Genomic DNA, 16,370 nt, shown 5'->3' on the forward strand with positions numbered 1-16,370 from the left:
AGCGCAAAGAAAATGGTGCAAAAAAGATCAGCTTTTCTTCCCTATTCATTGCCCATGATCGGGAAGGACGAAATTCAGGAGGTTATTGATACGCTTGAATCGGGCTGGCTTTCAAAGGGACCGAAAGTAGAGGCGTTTGAAAAAGCCTTTGCCGCCTGGACGGGGGCAAAGCACGCGATCGCGCTGAACTCATGTACCGCCGCTTTGTTTTTGGCCCTGAAAGCGAAAGGGATCGGTCCCGGCGACGAGGTCATCACGTCTGCCGTGACGTTCAGTTCAACGGCCAATACAATCGTGCACACAGGCGCCGTTCCGGTGTTTGTTGACATCGATCCGCTTTCGCTGAATGCGGACCCTAAAAAAATTGAGGCGGCCGTCACCCCGCGGACAAAAGCGATTGTACCCGTTCATTTCGCCGGCCAGTCGTGTGATATGGATCAGATTCTGGCCATTGCCGAAAAGCATCAGTTATTTGTCTTAGAGGATGCCGCACATGCCGTGTATACCACGTATAAACAGAAAATGATCGGATCAATCGGCGATGCGACGGCATTCAGCTTCTACGCGACAAAAAACCTGGCAACCGGTGAAGGCGGCATGCTGACGACGGACGATGACGGGCTCGCCGATCAGATCAGGGTGCTCAGCCTTCACGGCATGAGCAAAGGCGCGTGGAACCGCTATTCTTCAAACGGAAGCTGGTACTACGAGGTCGAAACGCCCGGCTATAAAATGAATATGTTTGATCTTCAGGCAGCGCTTGGGCTTCATCAGCTGAAACGGATTGACAGCATGCAGCAAAGAAGAGCCGACATTGCGAGCCGCTACCAGGACGCCTTCAGACACATGAAAGGGCTGACCATCCCGCATGTCAGTGATGACGGACGGCATGCATGGCATCTGTATGTTCTTCAAATAGAGGAGCAGGAGGCCGGGGTCAGCCGGAACGATCTGATTTCCGCTTTAAAAGACCAATATAATATCGGCACAAGTGTTCATTTTATTCCGGTTCCGTTCCATCCGTATTATCAAAAAACGTACGGGTATAAGGAAACTGACTTTCCGGCCGCTGCAGCGTATTATCACCGCACCGTGTCACTCCCTCTTTATCCGTCAATGACAGATGACGACGTTGAATACGTCATTGCAGCCGTTACGGATATCGTCAAAGGGGCTGATTAGGTGTACAGACTGAGGGAAAATCTTGCGCAGGACATGATTCATACCTTCCTGCATCAGAAGGGCATTCAGCCGGAAGCCTATGAATCGTCGCTCTGTTTATTGGAAGAAAACAGCCTTCAAGGCGTGATTTTATATGAAAACTCTTCGTGGGAAAGTCAATTGTTCCGAAAAAATATCATCAATGTGAAGCTTGCAGCCGCAAACAGCGCCGGTCAGCTTAAAAGGCTGTTTCAGGAATTTTACGCGGCAAGGCGGGCGGCAGGCACTGATTTTATATTTATTAAAATACCGGCTGAAGATATCGGCGCGATGCAGGTTGTTCAGCAGCTTCCGAACGCTTATTTTGTAGGGAGTCTGCTCAAGCTCGTCAGTCCTGTGCGTGTATATAACAGCACGCCGCCGTTTGAGATTACGGAAGCCGGACCCGGCGACACGGAAGCGATCAGCCGGCTGGCCCGCGACGCCTTTACAAAAAGCAGGTATTATCAAGACCCCCATCTCAGCTATGAAAGCGCAAACCGCCTGTTTGAAGAGTGGGCGCGGAATAACGCGGGAGGCAGAGCTTCGTTACAATTCGCCGCCACATATAAGGGAGAGACCGTGGGCTTTGTTCAGGGGCTGTCTAAAGGCGATGAATTCGTCCTTGATCTGATGGCGGTAAAGCCCGGATTTGAAGGGAAAGGAGCGGGATTCCATTTAGCGGCGCACGTGATTGAACAATCATTGCGCTTTCAGCATAAGACTGTATCAGCGGGAACGCAGCTCCACAATGTAAGAGCCATCCGCCTGTATGAAAGAATGGGATTTAAAGCGGATGCGTCCTATTACTACTATCATGTGTGGCCCGGGAAGGAGGCGGACTGATGGCATCATGCCAAATCGGAACGAAGTCAATCGGCGAAGGTTCGCCCGTATTCATCATCGCCGAAGCCGGAATTAATCATGACGGAAAACTGAGCCAGGCGTTTGAATTGATAGATGCGGCCAGTGAGGCCGGCGCGGACGCGGTCAAGTTCCAAATGTTTCAGGCTGACAAAATGTATCAGAAAGACCCCGGCTTGTACAAAACCGCTGCGGGAAAAAACGTCTCTATTTTTTCTTTAGTGCAATCAATGGAAATGCCCCCCGAGTGGATCGAACCGCTGCTTGAATATTGTAAGAAAAAAGGCGTGCTGTTTTTAAGCACGGTCTGTGACGAAGGCTCTGCCGACTTACTGTATGCGACTTCCCCTTCAGCCTTTAAAATCGCCTCCTACGAGCTGAATCATCTGCCGTTATTGAAATATGTTGCGGGACTGAAGACACCGATTATCTTTTCCACCGCGGGTGCTGATATTTCAGATATTCAGGAGGCTTATCAAACCATTACCGGCGAGGGGAACACAGAAATTGCGATCATGCATTGTGTAGCGAAATATCCCGCGCCGCCTGAATACAGCAATCTGAGCGTCATTCCCATGCTTGCCGCTGCATTCCCGGATGCTGTGATCGGTTTCTCCGATCACAGCGCCCATCCGTATGATGTGCCGTGCGCGGCTGTCAGGCTCGGAGCGAAACTGATTGAAAAGCATTTTACGATCGATAAAAACCTGCCCGGTGCTGATCACTCCTTCGCCCTCAATCCGGATGAATTAAAAGAAATGGTTGCGGCAATCCGCTCAGTTGAAGCGGAGCTGCGGCAGGGGCATCACGCTCCGGTGCCGGAAGTGCTGTCGGGAAGCTCCCATAAAACCACGACACCGATTGAAGGGGATATCAGAAGGTTCGCTTACAGAGGCATTTTTTCAACAGCGCCGATTCAAAAAGGCGAATGTTTTACGGCGGAAAACCTTGCCGTCCTTCGTCCCGGCCAAAAACCGCAGGGGCTCCACCCGAGATATTTTGAGCTTTTAACTGACGGCGCGCGTGCGGTCAGGGATATTCCCGCCGACACGGGCATCACTTGGGATGACCTTTTGACGAAAGGCAGCTCATATGATGACTGACATTTTGTTTATCATTCAGGCGCGGATGGGAAGCGGGCGTCTTCCCGGTAAAGTGCTGAAACCGATCGGCGGGTATACGATCCTCGATATGATTGTCAAAAGGGTTCGGCAAAGCGCGTATTATGATCAATCGCGGGATAATCTGATCGTCGCCGCGTCTGACAGCAAGACCGACGACATTCTGTCTGCGCACTGCCTCAGCAAGAACTACCGTGTGCACCGCGGCAGCGAGCAGCGCGTGCTTGACCGGTTTTCACAAGTCATCGAACAAGTTAAACCGGACATCGCAGTCAGACTGACGGGGGATAACCCGTTTGTCGACCCTTCGCTGCTTGATTTTCTGATTCAATCGCATTTAGATCAGCACGCAGACTACACGTATATCTGCGGTACACCGCTCGGCATCGGCGGCGAGGCGGTAAACGCGCGACTTTTAACGGAGATCAATGCCGACAAAACGCTGGCGGACAAATACCAGGAACATGTCACGCTTTTAATAAGAGAATCTCCTGAGAGGTACCGGCTTCTCTTTCCTGAGCCCCCGCAGGAACTCCGGGCTCCTCACTTGCGGATGACCGTCGATACAGAAGAGGACTACAGGCTGGCCCGCGAGCTGTACGTAAAAGCGGGCTCGCGTCCTGATATTCCGGCAAAAGAATTGATCCATCTGCTGAATAGTGATCCGGAGCTCAGGGCCATTAATCAAATGATCCGGCAAAAAGAGGCTGATTAGCATGCGGGTTCTGATTTTCGCTGACGGGGGCCGTGACATCGGCATGGGGCACGCGGTCCGGATGAAGCTGCTTGCCGGTGCCATTAAGAACAATTGCTCAATAACGTTCTACACAAATAAAGAGGCTTCTTCTTATCTGTCATCTGATCAATGGGAAGTGATCATCAAGCCTGACAAGGGACAGAAGGAATTTATTGTCCGGGAAATAAACAGGCAGGCTCCTGACCTTCTCATATTCGATCTGCTCGATATGCCGTGTGACTGGTTAGAGGAAGTCAAAAAGCATTCATCGGCACGCATCGTCTTATTTGAAGAAAAACGGGAACATGTCATTCATTTATGCGATGCCGTTATAAACGGCATTTACGGAGGGCTGAAAAGCCGGACGGTCCAAATGGGCAGCGCCGCTGTATATGAAGGCCCGGAATATATGATTCTTCATCCGGGTTTTGAAAAAGCAAAGCAGCTCTATCAGCTGAATAAAGAATGCCGGACCATATTGGTCTCATTAGGAGGAAGCGACCCGAAGAAGCTTGTCTTTAAAGTGATGGAAGCATGCCGCCGCATCCCCGACATTCATCGAAAACGAGTGATCATCGTCATGGGCGGCGCCGCGGCTCATGCTGATGACGTGCGCGCGCATCTTACACAAATGCCTTATGCCGAGATGGTAAGGCAGACAAATGACATGGCCGCGCTTCTTTCGAGGGCTGATATGGCCGTCGTGTCCGGCGGGATCACTTTATATGAAACCATTTGTACAGGTGTGCCCTGCATCGTACTTTCTCAAGTGGAGCATCAAACTGAGACGGCGGAAAAATTCGCCGCACGGGGGGCCGCCGTTCATCTCGGCCTTGGTGAATGCATATCACCGGACGTTCTCGCTCGGCATATGTCTGACATGGCCGCTGATTATCCGATGCGGACCGGACTTCATCAAAACGGAAAGCCGCTGGTTGACGGCAGGGGCATCAAACGGGCGGCGGCGATTCTTTATGATTTGTGATAAAACCACACGTAAGGAAGTGTTCATGTGAAAGGTGTTATCTTAGCCGGAGGCACCGGCTCACGCCTTATGCCGCTGACAAAAGCGGTCAATAAGCATTTACTCCCTGTCGGTCCATATCCGATGATTTACTGGTCGATCATGAAGCTGGAAGAAGCGGGGATTACAGATATTTTGCTGATTACGCAAAAAGAATATATCCCGCAATTTCATAAACTTCTCGAAACCGGAGAAGAGCTAGGCGTCTCGATCACATATCAGGTTCAGCCAGCCGCATCCGGCATTTCCGACGGTTTATCATACGCAAAGCGATTTACAGGTCGCGATCCGTTCGTTCTGCTTTTGGGAGATAATATTTTTGAAGATTCATTAAAACCTTATACGGAGCGTTTCGCAAAGCAGGGAAAAGGAGCGAAAGTGCTGCTGAAAGAAGTGGACGATCCGGAGCGCTTCGGCATCGCCGAGATTGATGAGGAAAACAAACGGATCAAGTCGATCATTGAAAAGCCGGAGCAGCCGCCGACCAGACTATGCGTCACAGGGATCTACATGTACGACGCAGAAGTGTTTTCCTATATTGAACAAATTTCCCCTTCAAAACGCGGCGAACTGGAAATTACGGATGTCAATAATTTATACATTGAACACAGTGAGCTGACGTATGATGTGTTAACGGGCTGGTGGGTGGATGCGGGCACGCATGAATCGCTCCACCTCGCCGGAAGCCTGGCGCATCAGGCATTACAGAAAGGACAGGAGCATTAATCATGCCAAAATCATATTTAATTACAGGGGGCGCCGGATTTATCGGCCTTACCTTTACAAAGATGATGCTGAAAGAAACGGACGCGCAGATTACCGTCCTGGATAATCTCACGTATGCAAGCAGGCCGCTTGAAATAGAAGCCTTAAAAAAGAACGGCCGTTTCCGTTTTATCAAAGGTGACATTTCTGAAAAAGAGGACATTGACAAAGTCTTTTCCCAAATGTATGACGCTGTCATTCATTTTGCGGCTGAATCCCATGTGGACAGAAGCATAAATCAGGCAGAGCCGTTTATCACAACAAATGTGATGGGCACATACCGACTGGCGGACGCGGTGTTACAGGGAAAAGCCGGCAGGCTGATTCACATTTCCACAGATGAGGTGTACGGAGATTTGGCGCCGGATGATCCCGCTTTTACGGAGACGACGCCGCTTTCTCCGAACAATCCGTATTCGGCCAGCAAGGCAAGCTCAGACCTGCTCGTCATGTCTTACGTGAGAACCCATAAGCTTCCTGCCATCATTACAAGATGCAGCAACAATTACGGGCCGTACCAGCATCACGAGAAAATGATTCCGACCATTATCAGGCATGCCGTAAACGGCACGCCGGTTCCGCTGTACGGCGACGGGATGCAGATCAGAGACTGGCTGTTTGCCGAAGATCATTGCCGCGCCATTAAGCTCGTGCTGGAAAAAGGAACACTCGGTGACATTTACAATATCGGCGGAGGAAATGAACGGACGAATAAAGAGCTTGCGTCATTTATCATGAAGGAGCTCGGTGTCGAGGAACGGTTTGCTCATGTCGAAGACAGAAAAGGGCATGACCGCCGTTACGCCATCAATGCCTCAAAGCTGAAAAATGAGCTGGGCTGGCGGCAGGACGTCACATTTGAAGAAGGAATGAGAAGAACCATTCGCTGGTATACAGACAGCCAAGACTAATCGGAAAGAAGGGGATCCGATTGACGAAGGTATTAGTAACCGGAGCGGCCGGCCAGCTGGGGCGGGAGTTATGCCGCCAGCTGAAGCGGGAAGGGTATGAAGTGATCGCCTTGACAAAAGCGATGATGAACATATCCGACCAGCGTTCGGTGCGGCACTCGTTCAGCCATTACAAGCCGGATATCGTCGTCAATACGGCGGCATACACCTCCGTTGACAAATGTGAAACGGAGCTCGACAAAGCGTATTTAATAAACGGAATCGGCGCTTATTATGCCGCGCTTGAGGCTGAAAACACCGGCGCGAAATTCATTCACATCAGCACCGATTACGTCTTCAGCGGCAAAGGAACACGGCCATACCAGACCGATGATCCCGCAGATCCGGGCACGATTTACGGAAAAAGCAAAAAACTCGGCGAAGAACTGATCCGGTTAACGGGAAAAAACCACACCATTATCAGAACGTCGTGGGTGTACGGCAGCGGCGGGCACAACTTTGTCAATACGATGCTGAAACTTGCGGATACACATGATCAGGTGCGTGTCGTTAACGATCAAGTCGGAGCGCCGACGTACACAAAGGATTTAGCCGAAACGGTGATCGGTCTGTTTGACAGGCCGCCGGGCTTATACCACGCCGCAAACAGCGGAGTGTGCAGCTGGTATGAATTTGCCAAGGCTATTTTTGAAGAAAGCGGCAGAACCGCCTCCGTGCTGCCCGTCACGACGGAGGAATACGGAAATGAGACGCCGCGCCCCGCTTACTCGGTGTTGAGTCTTGAGTCGATTGAACGGCAGGGGCTCGGCATGAGGCATTGGCGGGAAGCGCTGCATGATTATTTACAAAGGGAGGGACAGTGCAAGTGATCGAAGGCGTAAAAATCAAAAAGCTGATCAAACACAGCGATGACCGGGGTTTTTTCTCAGAACTCGTCCGTGACGATGAACATCTCTTAGAGCGTTTCGGGCAGGCTTCCTGGTCCAAAAGCTACCCCGGCGTCATTAAAGCATTTCACTATCATGAGAAACAGGATGACCTGTGGTTTTTTCCGACGGGCCACGCCCAGGTCGTGCTGCATGACCTTCGCGAAGAGTCGGCAACCAAGGGAGAAACGGATGTCTACTACATGGGAGAAGACAATCCGATGCTCCTTCTCATTCCTAGGGGCGTCGCACACGGGTACAGAGTGCTGGGTGAAACCCCGCTGACCATTATTTATTTCACGACAATGTCCTACAATCCGGATCAGCCTGACGAAAAAAGAATTCCGTGGAATGATGACACCATCGGATTTGACTGGCAGACGGCTCACCGATAGCGCACAAGACGAAGACAGCGGATGTCTTCGTTTTTTGTGCTGATTCATCTCGTGAAAAATAAATGATTGAATATTCTAAAAAATAATTTACTTCCATGGATAAAGGTGGTAGATTATTCTCAGGAAAAGAGAAACCCAATTCGCGAATGGAACCATCAGACACGCTTTTCCGGCAGAGGACGCTCTGAATCCCATATGATCTGGAGGAATTCATGATGTTAAAAAGAAAATCATTTTCGGCCTTTCTCATCAGTGCTGCGGTATTTTCATCTGTGTTCTTGCCATCTTTTCATGCGAACGCCCAATCTGCCGTTATTGAAGCGAAAACCGTCAATAGTACGAAAGAATACGCGACGTCTGATATTGAAGTCACATACAAGCCGAATGCGCTGCTTGCCGTCGGCGCCGTTGAATTTCAATTTCCTGACGGGTTCAACGCCACTGTGAGGGACTCTGTAAACGGAAGAACACTGAAAGAAACGCAAATTCTCAACTACGGAAAAACGGTCAGACTTCCGCTTACCCTTGACTTACTGGGCGCGTCTGAATACAATCTCGTCCTAGTGCGTAAAAATCTTCCGCGCGCGGGCACTTATACAATTAAAGGCGATTACGTAAACGGTTTGGGGGCCGGCAGTCTTTATGCCGAAACAAAGCTGGTTATTGACCCGCGTTAATCGGGGATGAAAGAGGCTGACAACAGCCTCTTTTTTTTTATGCGCAAAAAACCTGGCATGAATCTTGCATATAAAAAAGGGCGTAACGACAATGTGAAAGGGATTGATGGGTTTTGGTGTAAAAGCGCTTACATTTTGTTCTGCCGGTAATTGAAGCTTACACGTAAAATACGATGAGGTGATAAAACATGTCAGCCAACCCGATTTCTAAAAGCAATCAGAAAGATGAAGAAAAAGAAGTTCTTAATTTGTTCTTGTCAACACAATCGATCATAAAAGAGGCCCTGCGAAAACTGGGGTACCCTGACAATATGTATGAACTGATGAAAGAGCCGATGCGGCTTTTGACCGTCCGCATCCCTGTCAAAATGGACAATGGCTCAGTACAGGTTTTCACGGGCTACCGCTCACAGCATAATGACGCAGTCGGCCCGACAAAAGGGGGCGTGCGGTTTCATCCGGAAGTCAGTGAAGAAGAGGTTAAGGCGCTTTCCATCTGGATGACTTTAAAATGCGGCATCACAAATCTTCCTTACGGGGGCGGAAAAGGCGGCATCATCTGTGATCCTCGGACGATGTCATTCGGAGAGCTGGAACGGCTGAGCCGCGGATATGTGCGTGCGATCAGCCAGATCGTCGGTCCGACAAAGGATATTCCGGCTCCCGACGTATATACCAACTCGCAGATTATGGCATGGATGATGGACGAATACAGCCGCCTGAGAGAATTTGATTCACCGGGATTCATTACGGGCAAACCGATTGTTCTCGGCGGTTCACAGGGGCGGGAAACGGCGACCGCGCAAGGCGTCACGATTTGTATTGAGGAAGCCGTTAAGAAAAAAGGGATTCCATTGGAAAATGCGCGGATCATCATTCAGGGGTTCGGAAATGCGGGGAGCTTTCTCGCTAAATTTATGCATGACGCCGGCGCCAAGGTGATCGGCATCTCAGACGCCCACGGCGCTTTGTATGACCCTGACGGCCTTGACATTGATTACCTGCTGGATAAGCGGGACAGCTTTGGCACGGTGACGAATCTCTTCTCGGATGTCATAACGAACCGGGAGCTGCTGGAAAAGGACTGTGATATTCTCGTGCCCGCCGCAATCTCCAATCAGATTACGGCTGAAAACGCCCATCACATTAAAGCCTCAATCATTGTGGAGGCGGCAAACGGCCCGACAACGATAGATGCCACGAAAATTCTGAATGAAAGAGGCGTGCTTCTCGTGCCGGATATTTTGGCAAGCGCCGGCGGCGTGACGGTGTCTTATTTTGAATGGGTGCAAAATAATCAAGGCTTTTACTGGTCTGAGGAGGAAGTCGCCGGAAAACTGCGCAGCGTCATGGTGAATTCGTTTGAATCCATTTATCAGACAGCGCATACCCACAAAGTCGATATGCGTTTGGCCGCCTATATGACGGGCATCAGAAAATCGGCTGAAGCGGCCCGGTTCCGCGGCTGGGTATAAGTGTTATCCGCAAAGAGATTTTGCATCAGTTATATAGCGGATCGCAAAATTTCTTTGCGTTTTCAGATTGCAGCTGACAGATTCGGACAAGCTTCGTCCGCTTTCGGCAAAGATTTTCTTATTTTTATCACAAATTGCTATGCTGGTATGCTTCTTGCATCATCATAAAGCGTGAGCACACATTACAAAATACGGGGAGGAATTCTAATGACAGTTTCATACGCACACGAACCATTTACAAATTTTCAGGAAGAGACAAATAAACAATCGTTTCAGGAAGCGCTGGCTTATGTGAATTCACAGCTCGGCAAGCATTATCCGCTTATCATCAACGGTGAAGCGATTGAAACGGATAAAAAGATCATTTCCGTCAATCCGGCAGATAAAAAAGAAGTGATCGGTTCTGTATCGGCCGCCGGAAAAGAACTTGCGGAAAAGGCCATGCAGGCTGCGCTGCAGGCATTTCAAACATGGAAAAAAGTACGGCCGGAACACCGCGCGAATGTGCTGTTTAAAGCGGCGGCGATCATCCGCAGAAGAAAGCACGAATTCTCCGCGTATCTAGTGAAAGAAGCGGGAAAACCGTGGAAGGAAGCGGATGCTGATACGGCGGAAGCGATCGACTTTTTAGAGTATTACGCCCGTCAGATGCTGAAACTGAAAGACGGTTCCCCTGTAAAGAGCCGTGACGGAGAATATAATCAGTATCACTATGAGCCGCTTGGGGTGGGGATCGTCATCTCTCCATTCAACTTCCCGCTTGCGATTATGGCGGGAACGGCGGCGGCAGCCATCGTAACAGGCAACACGATACTGCTGAAACCGGCGGATGCGGCGCCTGTCGTGGCGGCGAAATTCGTTGAAGTGATGAAAGAAGCGGGCCTGCCGGACGGCGTGCTCCAATTCATACCGGGCGACGGAGGAGAAATCGGCGACTATCTGGTTGAGCATCCGAAGACGAGATTTGTGTCGTTTACAGGTTCCCGCGCGGTCGGATGCCGCATCTATGAACGCGCCGCAAAAGTACAGCCGGGCCAAAAGTGGCTGAAACGGGTCATTGCCGAAATGGGAGGGAAAGATACGGTGCTTGTAGACAGAGATGCTGATCTTGATCTTGCCGCTTCCTCAATCGTGTATTCCGCCTTCGGATTCTCAGGCCAAAAATGTTCAGCCGGTTCCCGTGCGGTCATCCATCAGGACGTCTATGATGAAGTTGTTGAAAAAGCCGTCGCTTTAACAAAATCACTCACCGTCGGAAGTCCGGAAGATTTTGATACATACATGGGGCCAGTCATCCACGAAGCATCTTATAATAAAGTCATGAGTTATATCGAAATCGGCAAAACAGAAGGAAAACTCCTGACGGGAGGCGAAGGTGATGATTCAAAAGGATACTTTATTCAGCCGACCATTTTTGCGGATGTTGATGAAAACGCCCGCCTGATGCAGGAGGAAATTTTCGGGCCGGTCGTCGCGATCTCAAAAGCCCGTGATTTCGACCATATGCTTGAGATTGCCAATAATACCGATTACGGACTGACGGGCGCTCTGTTATCGAAAACCCGCGCGCACATTGAACGCGCCCGCGAAGATTTTCACGTCGGGAATCTATACTTCAACCGCGGATGTACGGGAGCAATTGTCGGATACCAGCCGTTCGGCGGCTTCAATATGTCAGGAACCGATTCAAAAGCCGGAGGACCTGACTATCTGATTCTTCATATGCAGGCAAAAACAACGTCTGAAGCCTATTAATCTTTCGGAAATAGCGCGATGAAAAAGAGAGTCGCGCTATTTTCTCTATATGAGGGTAAGGAGGATGGAATATGTATCAGCAGCTCAGCAAAATGCTTCCGGAGGAGAAAATAGAAGCCATTACGAAATCACTGGTGGCGTTAAACAGCATCAACGGCACATTGGGAGAAGGAAAAAAAGCCGACTATATCAAAGATATGATCAAGAGCTTTCCCTACTTTCAGGAGAATCCGTCACATGTGTGGGAGCAGGCGATTCCTGAGGACCCTTACGGCCGCAAAAATATTTTCGCATTTATTGAGGGAAACGGCGAAAGCCTGAATACGGTCATTTATCACGCTCATCTTGATACGGTCGGCATCGAGGATTTCGGCCCTTTAAAAGATATCGCTTTTGATTCCGACCGTCTCGCGGAGTATTTCTCAAACTATGAATTTGATCGGGATGTGCAGCGGGACGCCCGCTCAGGCGAGTGGATGTTCGGAAGGGGTTCGGTTGATATGCAGAGCGGTATTGCCGTTCATCTCGCCAATCTGCTTCACTTTTCTGAACGGCGTGATCAGCTGCCGGGCCATATTCTGTTCATGGCAAACCCGGATGAAGAAAGCCAGCATTCCGGCATTTTAACCAGCATTTCTGAATTAAAACGGCTGAAACAAGAAAAGCAGCTTCGTTATTTAGCAGCGATTAATAACGATTTTATCACCCCGCTGTATGAGGGTGACACGACAAGGTACATCTACACGGGCGCGGCAGGGAAGCTTTTGCCTTGCTTTGCGATTTACGGGCGGGAGGTGCATGTCGGTGATACGCTGTCCGGCATCGATCCGAATTTGATCGCGTCAGAAATCACCAGAAGAATTCACAACAATATTCATATGGCGGAAAACATTGAAGGGGAGCTTGTGCTTCCGCCGACCTGCCTGTACCAGCGTGACAACAAGGAAGCGTATAACGTGCAGACCGCCGTCAGCAGCTATGTCTATTTTAATTATTTTATTTACGAGAAAACCGCCAAAGAAGTCATGGATCAGCTGACCGCCGTGGCTGACGAAGCCTGCAAAGAGACAGAACGAAAATTATCTGATTATTACGACGAATACTGTGAGAGAACGAGCCTGCCGAAAAAAGAGATGTCATGGAACGTTCAAGTGTACAGTCTGGAAGATTACCTGAAAAGGCTGAGAAGCCGCGGGATAGACCCTGCACAGTGTATCGGGCAGGCATTTAAAACATATGAACATCTTGAACTGCGGATGAGATGCTTTAAAGCCGTCGAGGAACTGCAAAAACTCGATCCTGAGCAGGGAGCCAAGGTCATTATTTTCTATGCGCCGCCTTACCTTCCGCACAATTATCTGAAAGAAGAGAGCACACGGGACCGGCTTTTGCAGCATGTCATTCAAGAAGCGGTCGATAAAACAGCGGCGTCAACCGGAGAAACATTCGCCTTTAAAAAGTTTTTCCCTTATTTAGCGGACGGAAGCTTTTTATCGCTGCATGAAACAGACGAGGAGGTCTCCGCCTTTACCGATAATTTTCCGGGCTGGGATGTCATCGGGACGATTCCTTTTAAAGAAATCAGGGAATTGAATATTCCGTCGGTCAATATAGGGGTATACGGAAAGGACGGCCATAAATGGACGGAACGCGTGTACAAGCCGTACACATTCCATGTGCTGCCGGAACTCATTCAGCAGACGACAATGCACCTTTTGCACAGCTACCGATTAGACATACGCACAAATGGCTGACATAACGGAATAAGGGGGATGTATATGCAGGGAGATACCAATCAAACTGAATTGCAGCGCACGATGAAGGGCCGGCATTTGTTTATGATCGCCCTCGGCGGCGTGATCGGGACGGGGCTTTTTCTGGGCTCCGGTTTTACGATCAGTGAAGCGGGACCGATCGGCGCGATATTGGCTTATGTGATCGGCGGATTTTTAATGTATCTGGTGATGCTTTGTTTGGGGGAGCTCGCGGTCGCCATGCCGGTCGCAGGATCATTTCAAGCGTATGCGGCAAAGTTTCTCGGGCCGTCGACGGGTTTTACGATCGGATGGATGTACGCATTCAGCTGGGCCAATACAGTGGGGCTTGAACTGACGTCGGCGGGGATTTTAATGCAGCGGTGGTTTCCGGCCGTTCCGATTTGGGTGTGGTGCCTTGTATTCGGCGTCGTCATTTTTTCCATTAACGCGCTGTCTGCACGGAGTTTTGCGGAAATGGAATTTTGGTTTTCCAGCATTAAGGTCATGGCCATTGTATTGTTTATTATTCTCGGCTGCGCTGCGGTATTCGGCTTTGTCGGTTTTAACGGCGGGCAGACGGCTCCGTATCTGTCAAACTTTACGACGGACAAAGGGCTTTTCCCGAACGGTGCCCAAGCCGTGCTGTTTACCCTTGTCATGGTGAATTTTTCATTCCAGGGCACCGAGCTGGTCGGAATCGCCTCGGGAGAAAGCGAAAATCCGGAAAAGACGCTTCCCCGCTCAATCCGAAACGTCATATGGCGGACGCTGTTTTTCTTCGTGCTGGCGATGTTTGTTCTCGTGTCCATTTTGCCGTACCAAACGGCAGGCGTCATCGAAAGCCCGTTTGTGGCTGTGCTGGATAAAATCGGCGTTCCCTATGCGGCTGATATCATGAACTTTGTCATTCTGACCGCCATGCTGTCGGTGGCGAATTCCGGGCTGTACGCTTCATCCAGAATGATGTGGTCCCTATCAAAAACTAAGATGGGCCCCGCTTCCTTAACGAAACTGACGAAAAAAGGCGTGCCTCTGAAAGCTCTTTCCATCACCATCGCTATCTCCGGTTTATCCCTGCTGACAAGTGTATTCGCGGCTGAAACGGTGTATGTGTGGCTCATTTCCATCTCCGGTATGATTACCGTCGTCGCGTGGATGTCAATCTGCGCTTCACAATTCGTTTTCCGGAGACGCTTTCTCGCTGAAGGAGGAAATCTGAAAGACCTGGCATTTAAAACGCCGCTTTATCCGATCGTGCCGATTCTCGGATTTTCGATTTACGGGCTTATCTTAATCAGTCTCATCTTTATCCCCGACCAGCGTATCGGTCTGTACTGCGGCGTCCCGCTGATGATCATCTGTTACGCGTATTATCACTTCGGTATTAAAAAACGCCTGAAGCGTGAGCAGGCTTCTTCGGAAAAAGGCGCTGCCGGATAAGAAAAAAAGCCCTCCGCAAAAAGCGGCGGGCTTTACTTTGTTTTTCGTTTGGCCGACAGGACATAGGATAGAACGGCAAAGAACTCAAAACCGAAAATGCTGACGGCCATCGGCCAGGCATTTTCTTCTCCGGCAATACCGACCAGGGGAGCGGCAGCCGCACCGCCGATAAAGGGCAGGAGTCCGAGAAGAGCTGCAGCGCTTCCCGCGCCTTTCTCCTGTTTCTGCATAGCCAGAGAAAATCCCGTCGTCGTGACGATCCCGACAGAAGAAACAATGATGAATAATGAAATGCAGACCGCCGTCAGGCCTAAACCAAACGCAAGTGATAAAAGCAAAGCGATGCTTCCGATGACGGCGATCAACAGCCCGGAGACAAACAGCTTCCGTTCATCATGTGTTTTGGCCATCCGTCCGGTGATTTGGGTGGCGCATATGATTCCCGCACCGTTTACGGCGAACAGCAGGCTGAACATTTGCGCCGATACGCCGTAGATGTTTTGCAGTACAAACGGCGACCCGGCAATATATGCGAACATGCCGGTCATCACAAATGCCTGGCTGAGCGCAAATCCCATAAACATCCGGTCGCCAAGCAGGCCCCGAAACGTCATCAGCGTCTCCCGGAGTCCGCCGCTTGTCCGCTTTTCCGGCGGGAGTGATTCAGGCAACGCCGTAAGCACGGCGGCAGAAATGATACAGCCGATCACCGCCAGCACGACAAATACGATTTTCCAGCCGGCGAACTGAAGGATAAATCCCCCTGTAATCGGCGCTAAAATCGGCGCCGCCCCATTGACGAGCATCAGTAATGAGAAAAAAGCCGTCAATTCTTTTCCGGAATACATATCGCGTGCGGAAGCCCGTGCGATGACGATTCCGGCCGCCCCGGTGAATCCTTGAATAAACCTCATGACAATTAAAAACGAAACAGAAGGGCTGAAGGCGCATAATAAAGAAGACAGCGTATAAAGCAGCAATGACAGAATGAGCGGCTTCCGGCGCCCGATCATATCACTGAGCGGCCCGACAACGATCTGCCCGACCGCCAGCCCCAAAAGACAAAACGTCAGGCTCAGCTGCGCAAGTGACGCTGTCGTATGAAGATCGGCCGCCACTTCAGGCAAAGCGGGCAGATACATATCGAGCGAAAGCGGCCCGAATGAAGCGAGCGTTCCGAGAATCAGTACCATGCCGAGGCCTGCGCGGGCGGCCTTTGAATCAGTGTTATTCATTCCATGACCCCCACCTTAACAAATGATTCTATCACTATAGCATAACCGGACGGCGTATTTTATATCATTTATTGAATACAAACTAAATA

General features: G+C 50.2%; 15 protein-coding genes. 14 read left to right on the forward strand and 1 reads right to left on the reverse strand.

Annotated elements, in window-relative coordinates:
• Window positions 1–12: 12 nt before the first annotated feature.
• The 14 genes from BGM27_RS11420 to BGM27_RS11485 all read left to right on the forward strand — a co-directional run bounded on the left by BGM27_RS11420 (window position 13) and on the right by BGM27_RS11485 (window position 15,046).
• A complete protein-coding gene (locus tag BGM27_RS11420; RefSeq protein WP_007407691.1) occupies window positions 13–1,182 on the forward strand; it encodes a DegT/DnrJ/EryC1/StrS family aminotransferase in 1,170 nt (389 codons plus the stop codon).
• On the forward strand, window positions 1,183–2,046 hold the full coding sequence (locus BGM27_RS11425; protein WP_007407690.1) for a GNAT family N-acetyltransferase: 864 nt from the start codon (window positions 1,183–1,185) through the stop codon (window positions 2,044–2,046).
• Window positions 2,046–3,167, forward strand: a complete 1,122-nt coding sequence (locus tag BGM27_RS11430; RefSeq protein WP_007407689.1) for an N-acetylneuraminate synthase family protein — start codon at window positions 2,046–2,048, stop codon at window positions 3,165–3,167. Before BGM27_RS11425 ends, BGM27_RS11430 begins: the two co-directional genes overlap by 1 nt.
• A complete protein-coding gene (locus tag BGM27_RS11435) occupies window positions 3,160–3,900 on the forward strand; it encodes a cytidylyltransferase domain-containing protein (RefSeq protein WP_032868195.1) in 741 nt (246 codons plus the stop codon). The genes BGM27_RS11430 and BGM27_RS11435 overlap by 8 nt, the downstream gene beginning before the upstream one ends.
• Before the next feature lies 1 nt (window position 3,901).
• Window positions 3,902–4,906, forward strand: a complete 1,005-nt coding sequence (locus BGM27_RS11440; protein ID WP_007407686.1) for a PseG/SpsG family protein — start codon at window positions 3,902–3,904, stop codon at window positions 4,904–4,906.
• A 27-nt stretch (window positions 4,907–4,933) separates the two neighbouring features.
• Window positions 4,934–5,671, forward strand: coding sequence for a sugar phosphate nucleotidyltransferase (locus BGM27_RS11445; RefSeq protein ID WP_007407685.1), 738 nt, complete (start codon window positions 4,934–4,936; stop codon window positions 5,669–5,671).
• A gap of 2 nt (window positions 5,672–5,673) precedes the next feature.
• Window positions 5,674–6,621, forward strand: coding sequence for a dTDP-glucose 4,6-dehydratase (rfbB, locus tag BGM27_RS11450; RefSeq protein WP_007407684.1), 948 nt, complete (start codon window positions 5,674–5,676; stop codon window positions 6,619–6,621).
• Window positions 6,622–6,641: 20 nt separating this feature from the next.
• Window positions 6,642–7,490 carry a dTDP-4-dehydrorhamnose reductase gene (gene rfbD / locus BGM27_RS11455; protein WP_007407683.1) on the forward strand — a complete coding sequence of 283 codons (849 nt, stop codon included), beginning with the start codon at window positions 6,642–6,644 and terminating at the stop codon, window positions 7,488–7,490.
• Window positions 7,487–7,942 carry a dTDP-4-dehydrorhamnose 3,5-epimerase family protein gene (locus BGM27_RS11460; protein WP_007407682.1) on the forward strand — a complete coding sequence of 152 codons (456 nt, stop codon included), beginning with the start codon at window positions 7,487–7,489 and terminating at the stop codon, window positions 7,940–7,942. Before rfbD ends, BGM27_RS11460 begins: the two co-directional genes overlap by 4 nt.
• Before the next feature lie 215 nt (window positions 7,943–8,157).
• Window positions 8,158–8,619, forward strand: a complete 462-nt coding sequence (gene bslB / locus BGM27_RS11465; RefSeq protein ID WP_007407681.1) for a biofilm surface layer hydrophobin BslB — start codon at window positions 8,158–8,160, stop codon at window positions 8,617–8,619.
• A gap of 188 nt (window positions 8,620–8,807) precedes the next feature.
• Window positions 8,808–10,094 carry a Glu/Leu/Phe/Val family dehydrogenase gene (locus tag BGM27_RS11470; protein WP_007407680.1) on the forward strand — a complete coding sequence of 429 codons (1,287 nt, stop codon included), beginning with the start codon at window positions 8,808–8,810 and terminating at the stop codon, window positions 10,092–10,094.
• A 207-nt stretch (window positions 10,095–10,301) separates the two neighbouring features.
• Window positions 10,302–11,849: an L-glutamate gamma-semialdehyde dehydrogenase gene (gene pruA / locus BGM27_RS11475; RefSeq protein WP_003150992.1), complete on the forward strand. Its 1,548-nt coding sequence runs from the start codon at window positions 10,302–10,304 to the stop codon at window positions 11,847–11,849.
• Window positions 11,850–11,920: 71 nt separating this feature from the next.
• Window positions 11,921–13,603, forward strand: a complete 1,683-nt coding sequence (locus BGM27_RS11480) for a M20 family metallopeptidase (protein WP_007407678.1) — start codon at window positions 11,921–11,923, stop codon at window positions 13,601–13,603.
• A 24-nt stretch (window positions 13,604–13,627) separates the two neighbouring features.
• Window positions 13,628–15,046 (forward strand): amino acid permease, encoded by a 1,419-nt coding sequence (locus BGM27_RS11485; protein WP_007407677.1) that lies wholly within the window; start codon window positions 13,628–13,630, stop codon window positions 15,044–15,046.
• A 32-nt stretch (window positions 15,047–15,078) separates the two neighbouring features.
• On the opposite strand, the gene BGM27_RS11490 is transcribed toward BGM27_RS11485, so the two are convergent.
• Window positions 15,079–16,281 carry a multidrug effflux MFS transporter gene (locus tag BGM27_RS11490; RefSeq protein ID WP_007407676.1) on the reverse strand — a complete coding sequence of 401 codons (1,203 nt, stop codon included), beginning with the start codon at window positions 16,279–16,281 and terminating at the stop codon, window positions 15,079–15,081.
• Between the last annotated feature and the right edge of the window lie 89 nt (window positions 16,282–16,370).

The organism is Bacillus sp. FJAT-27001, assembly GCF_019039175.1.
In the GTDB taxonomy this organism is placed as follows: Bacteria; Bacillota; Bacilli; order Bacillales; family Bacillaceae; genus Bacillus; species Bacillus velezensis.

What these genes read in the sequence shown, in the direction of transcription:
- BGM27_RS11420 (WP_007407691.1), top strand. Translation starts at nt 13, where the DNA reads ATGGTGCAAAAAAGATCAGCTTTTCTTCCCTATTCATTGCCCATGATC.
- BGM27_RS11430 (WP_007407689.1), top strand. Translation starts at nt 2,046, where the DNA reads ATGGCATCATGCCAAATCGGAACGAAGTCAATCGGCGAAGGTTCGCCC.
- BGM27_RS11435 (WP_032868195.1), top strand. Translation starts at nt 3,160, where the DNA reads ATGACTGACATTTTGTTTATCATTCAGGCGCGGATGGGAAGCGGGCGT.
- BGM27_RS11440 (WP_007407686.1), top strand. Translation starts at nt 3,902, where the DNA reads ATGCGGGTTCTGATTTTCGCTGACGGGGGCCGTGACATCGGCATGGGG.
- rfbB (WP_007407684.1), top strand. Translation starts at nt 5,674, where the DNA reads ATGCCAAAATCATATTTAATTACAGGGGGCGCCGGATTTATCGGCCTT.
- bslB (WP_007407681.1), top strand. Translation starts at nt 8,158, where the DNA reads ATGTTAAAAAGAAAATCATTTTCGGCCTTTCTCATCAGTGCTGCGGTA.
- BGM27_RS11470 (WP_007407680.1), top strand. Translation starts at nt 8,808, where the DNA reads ATGTCAGCCAACCCGATTTCTAAAAGCAATCAGAAAGATGAAGAAAAA.
- pruA (WP_003150992.1), top strand. Translation starts at nt 10,302, where the DNA reads ATGACAGTTTCATACGCACACGAACCATTTACAAATTTTCAGGAAGAG.
- BGM27_RS11480 (WP_007407678.1), top strand. Translation starts at nt 11,921, where the DNA reads ATGTATCAGCAGCTCAGCAAAATGCTTCCGGAGGAGAAAATAGAAGCC.
- BGM27_RS11485 (WP_007407677.1), top strand. Translation starts at nt 13,628, where the DNA reads ATGCAGGGAGATACCAATCAAACTGAATTGCAGCGCACGATGAAGGGC.
- BGM27_RS11490 (WP_007407676.1), bottom strand. Translation starts at nt 16,281, where the DNA reads ATGAATAACACTGATTCAAAGGCCGCCCGCGCAGGCCTCGGCATGGTA.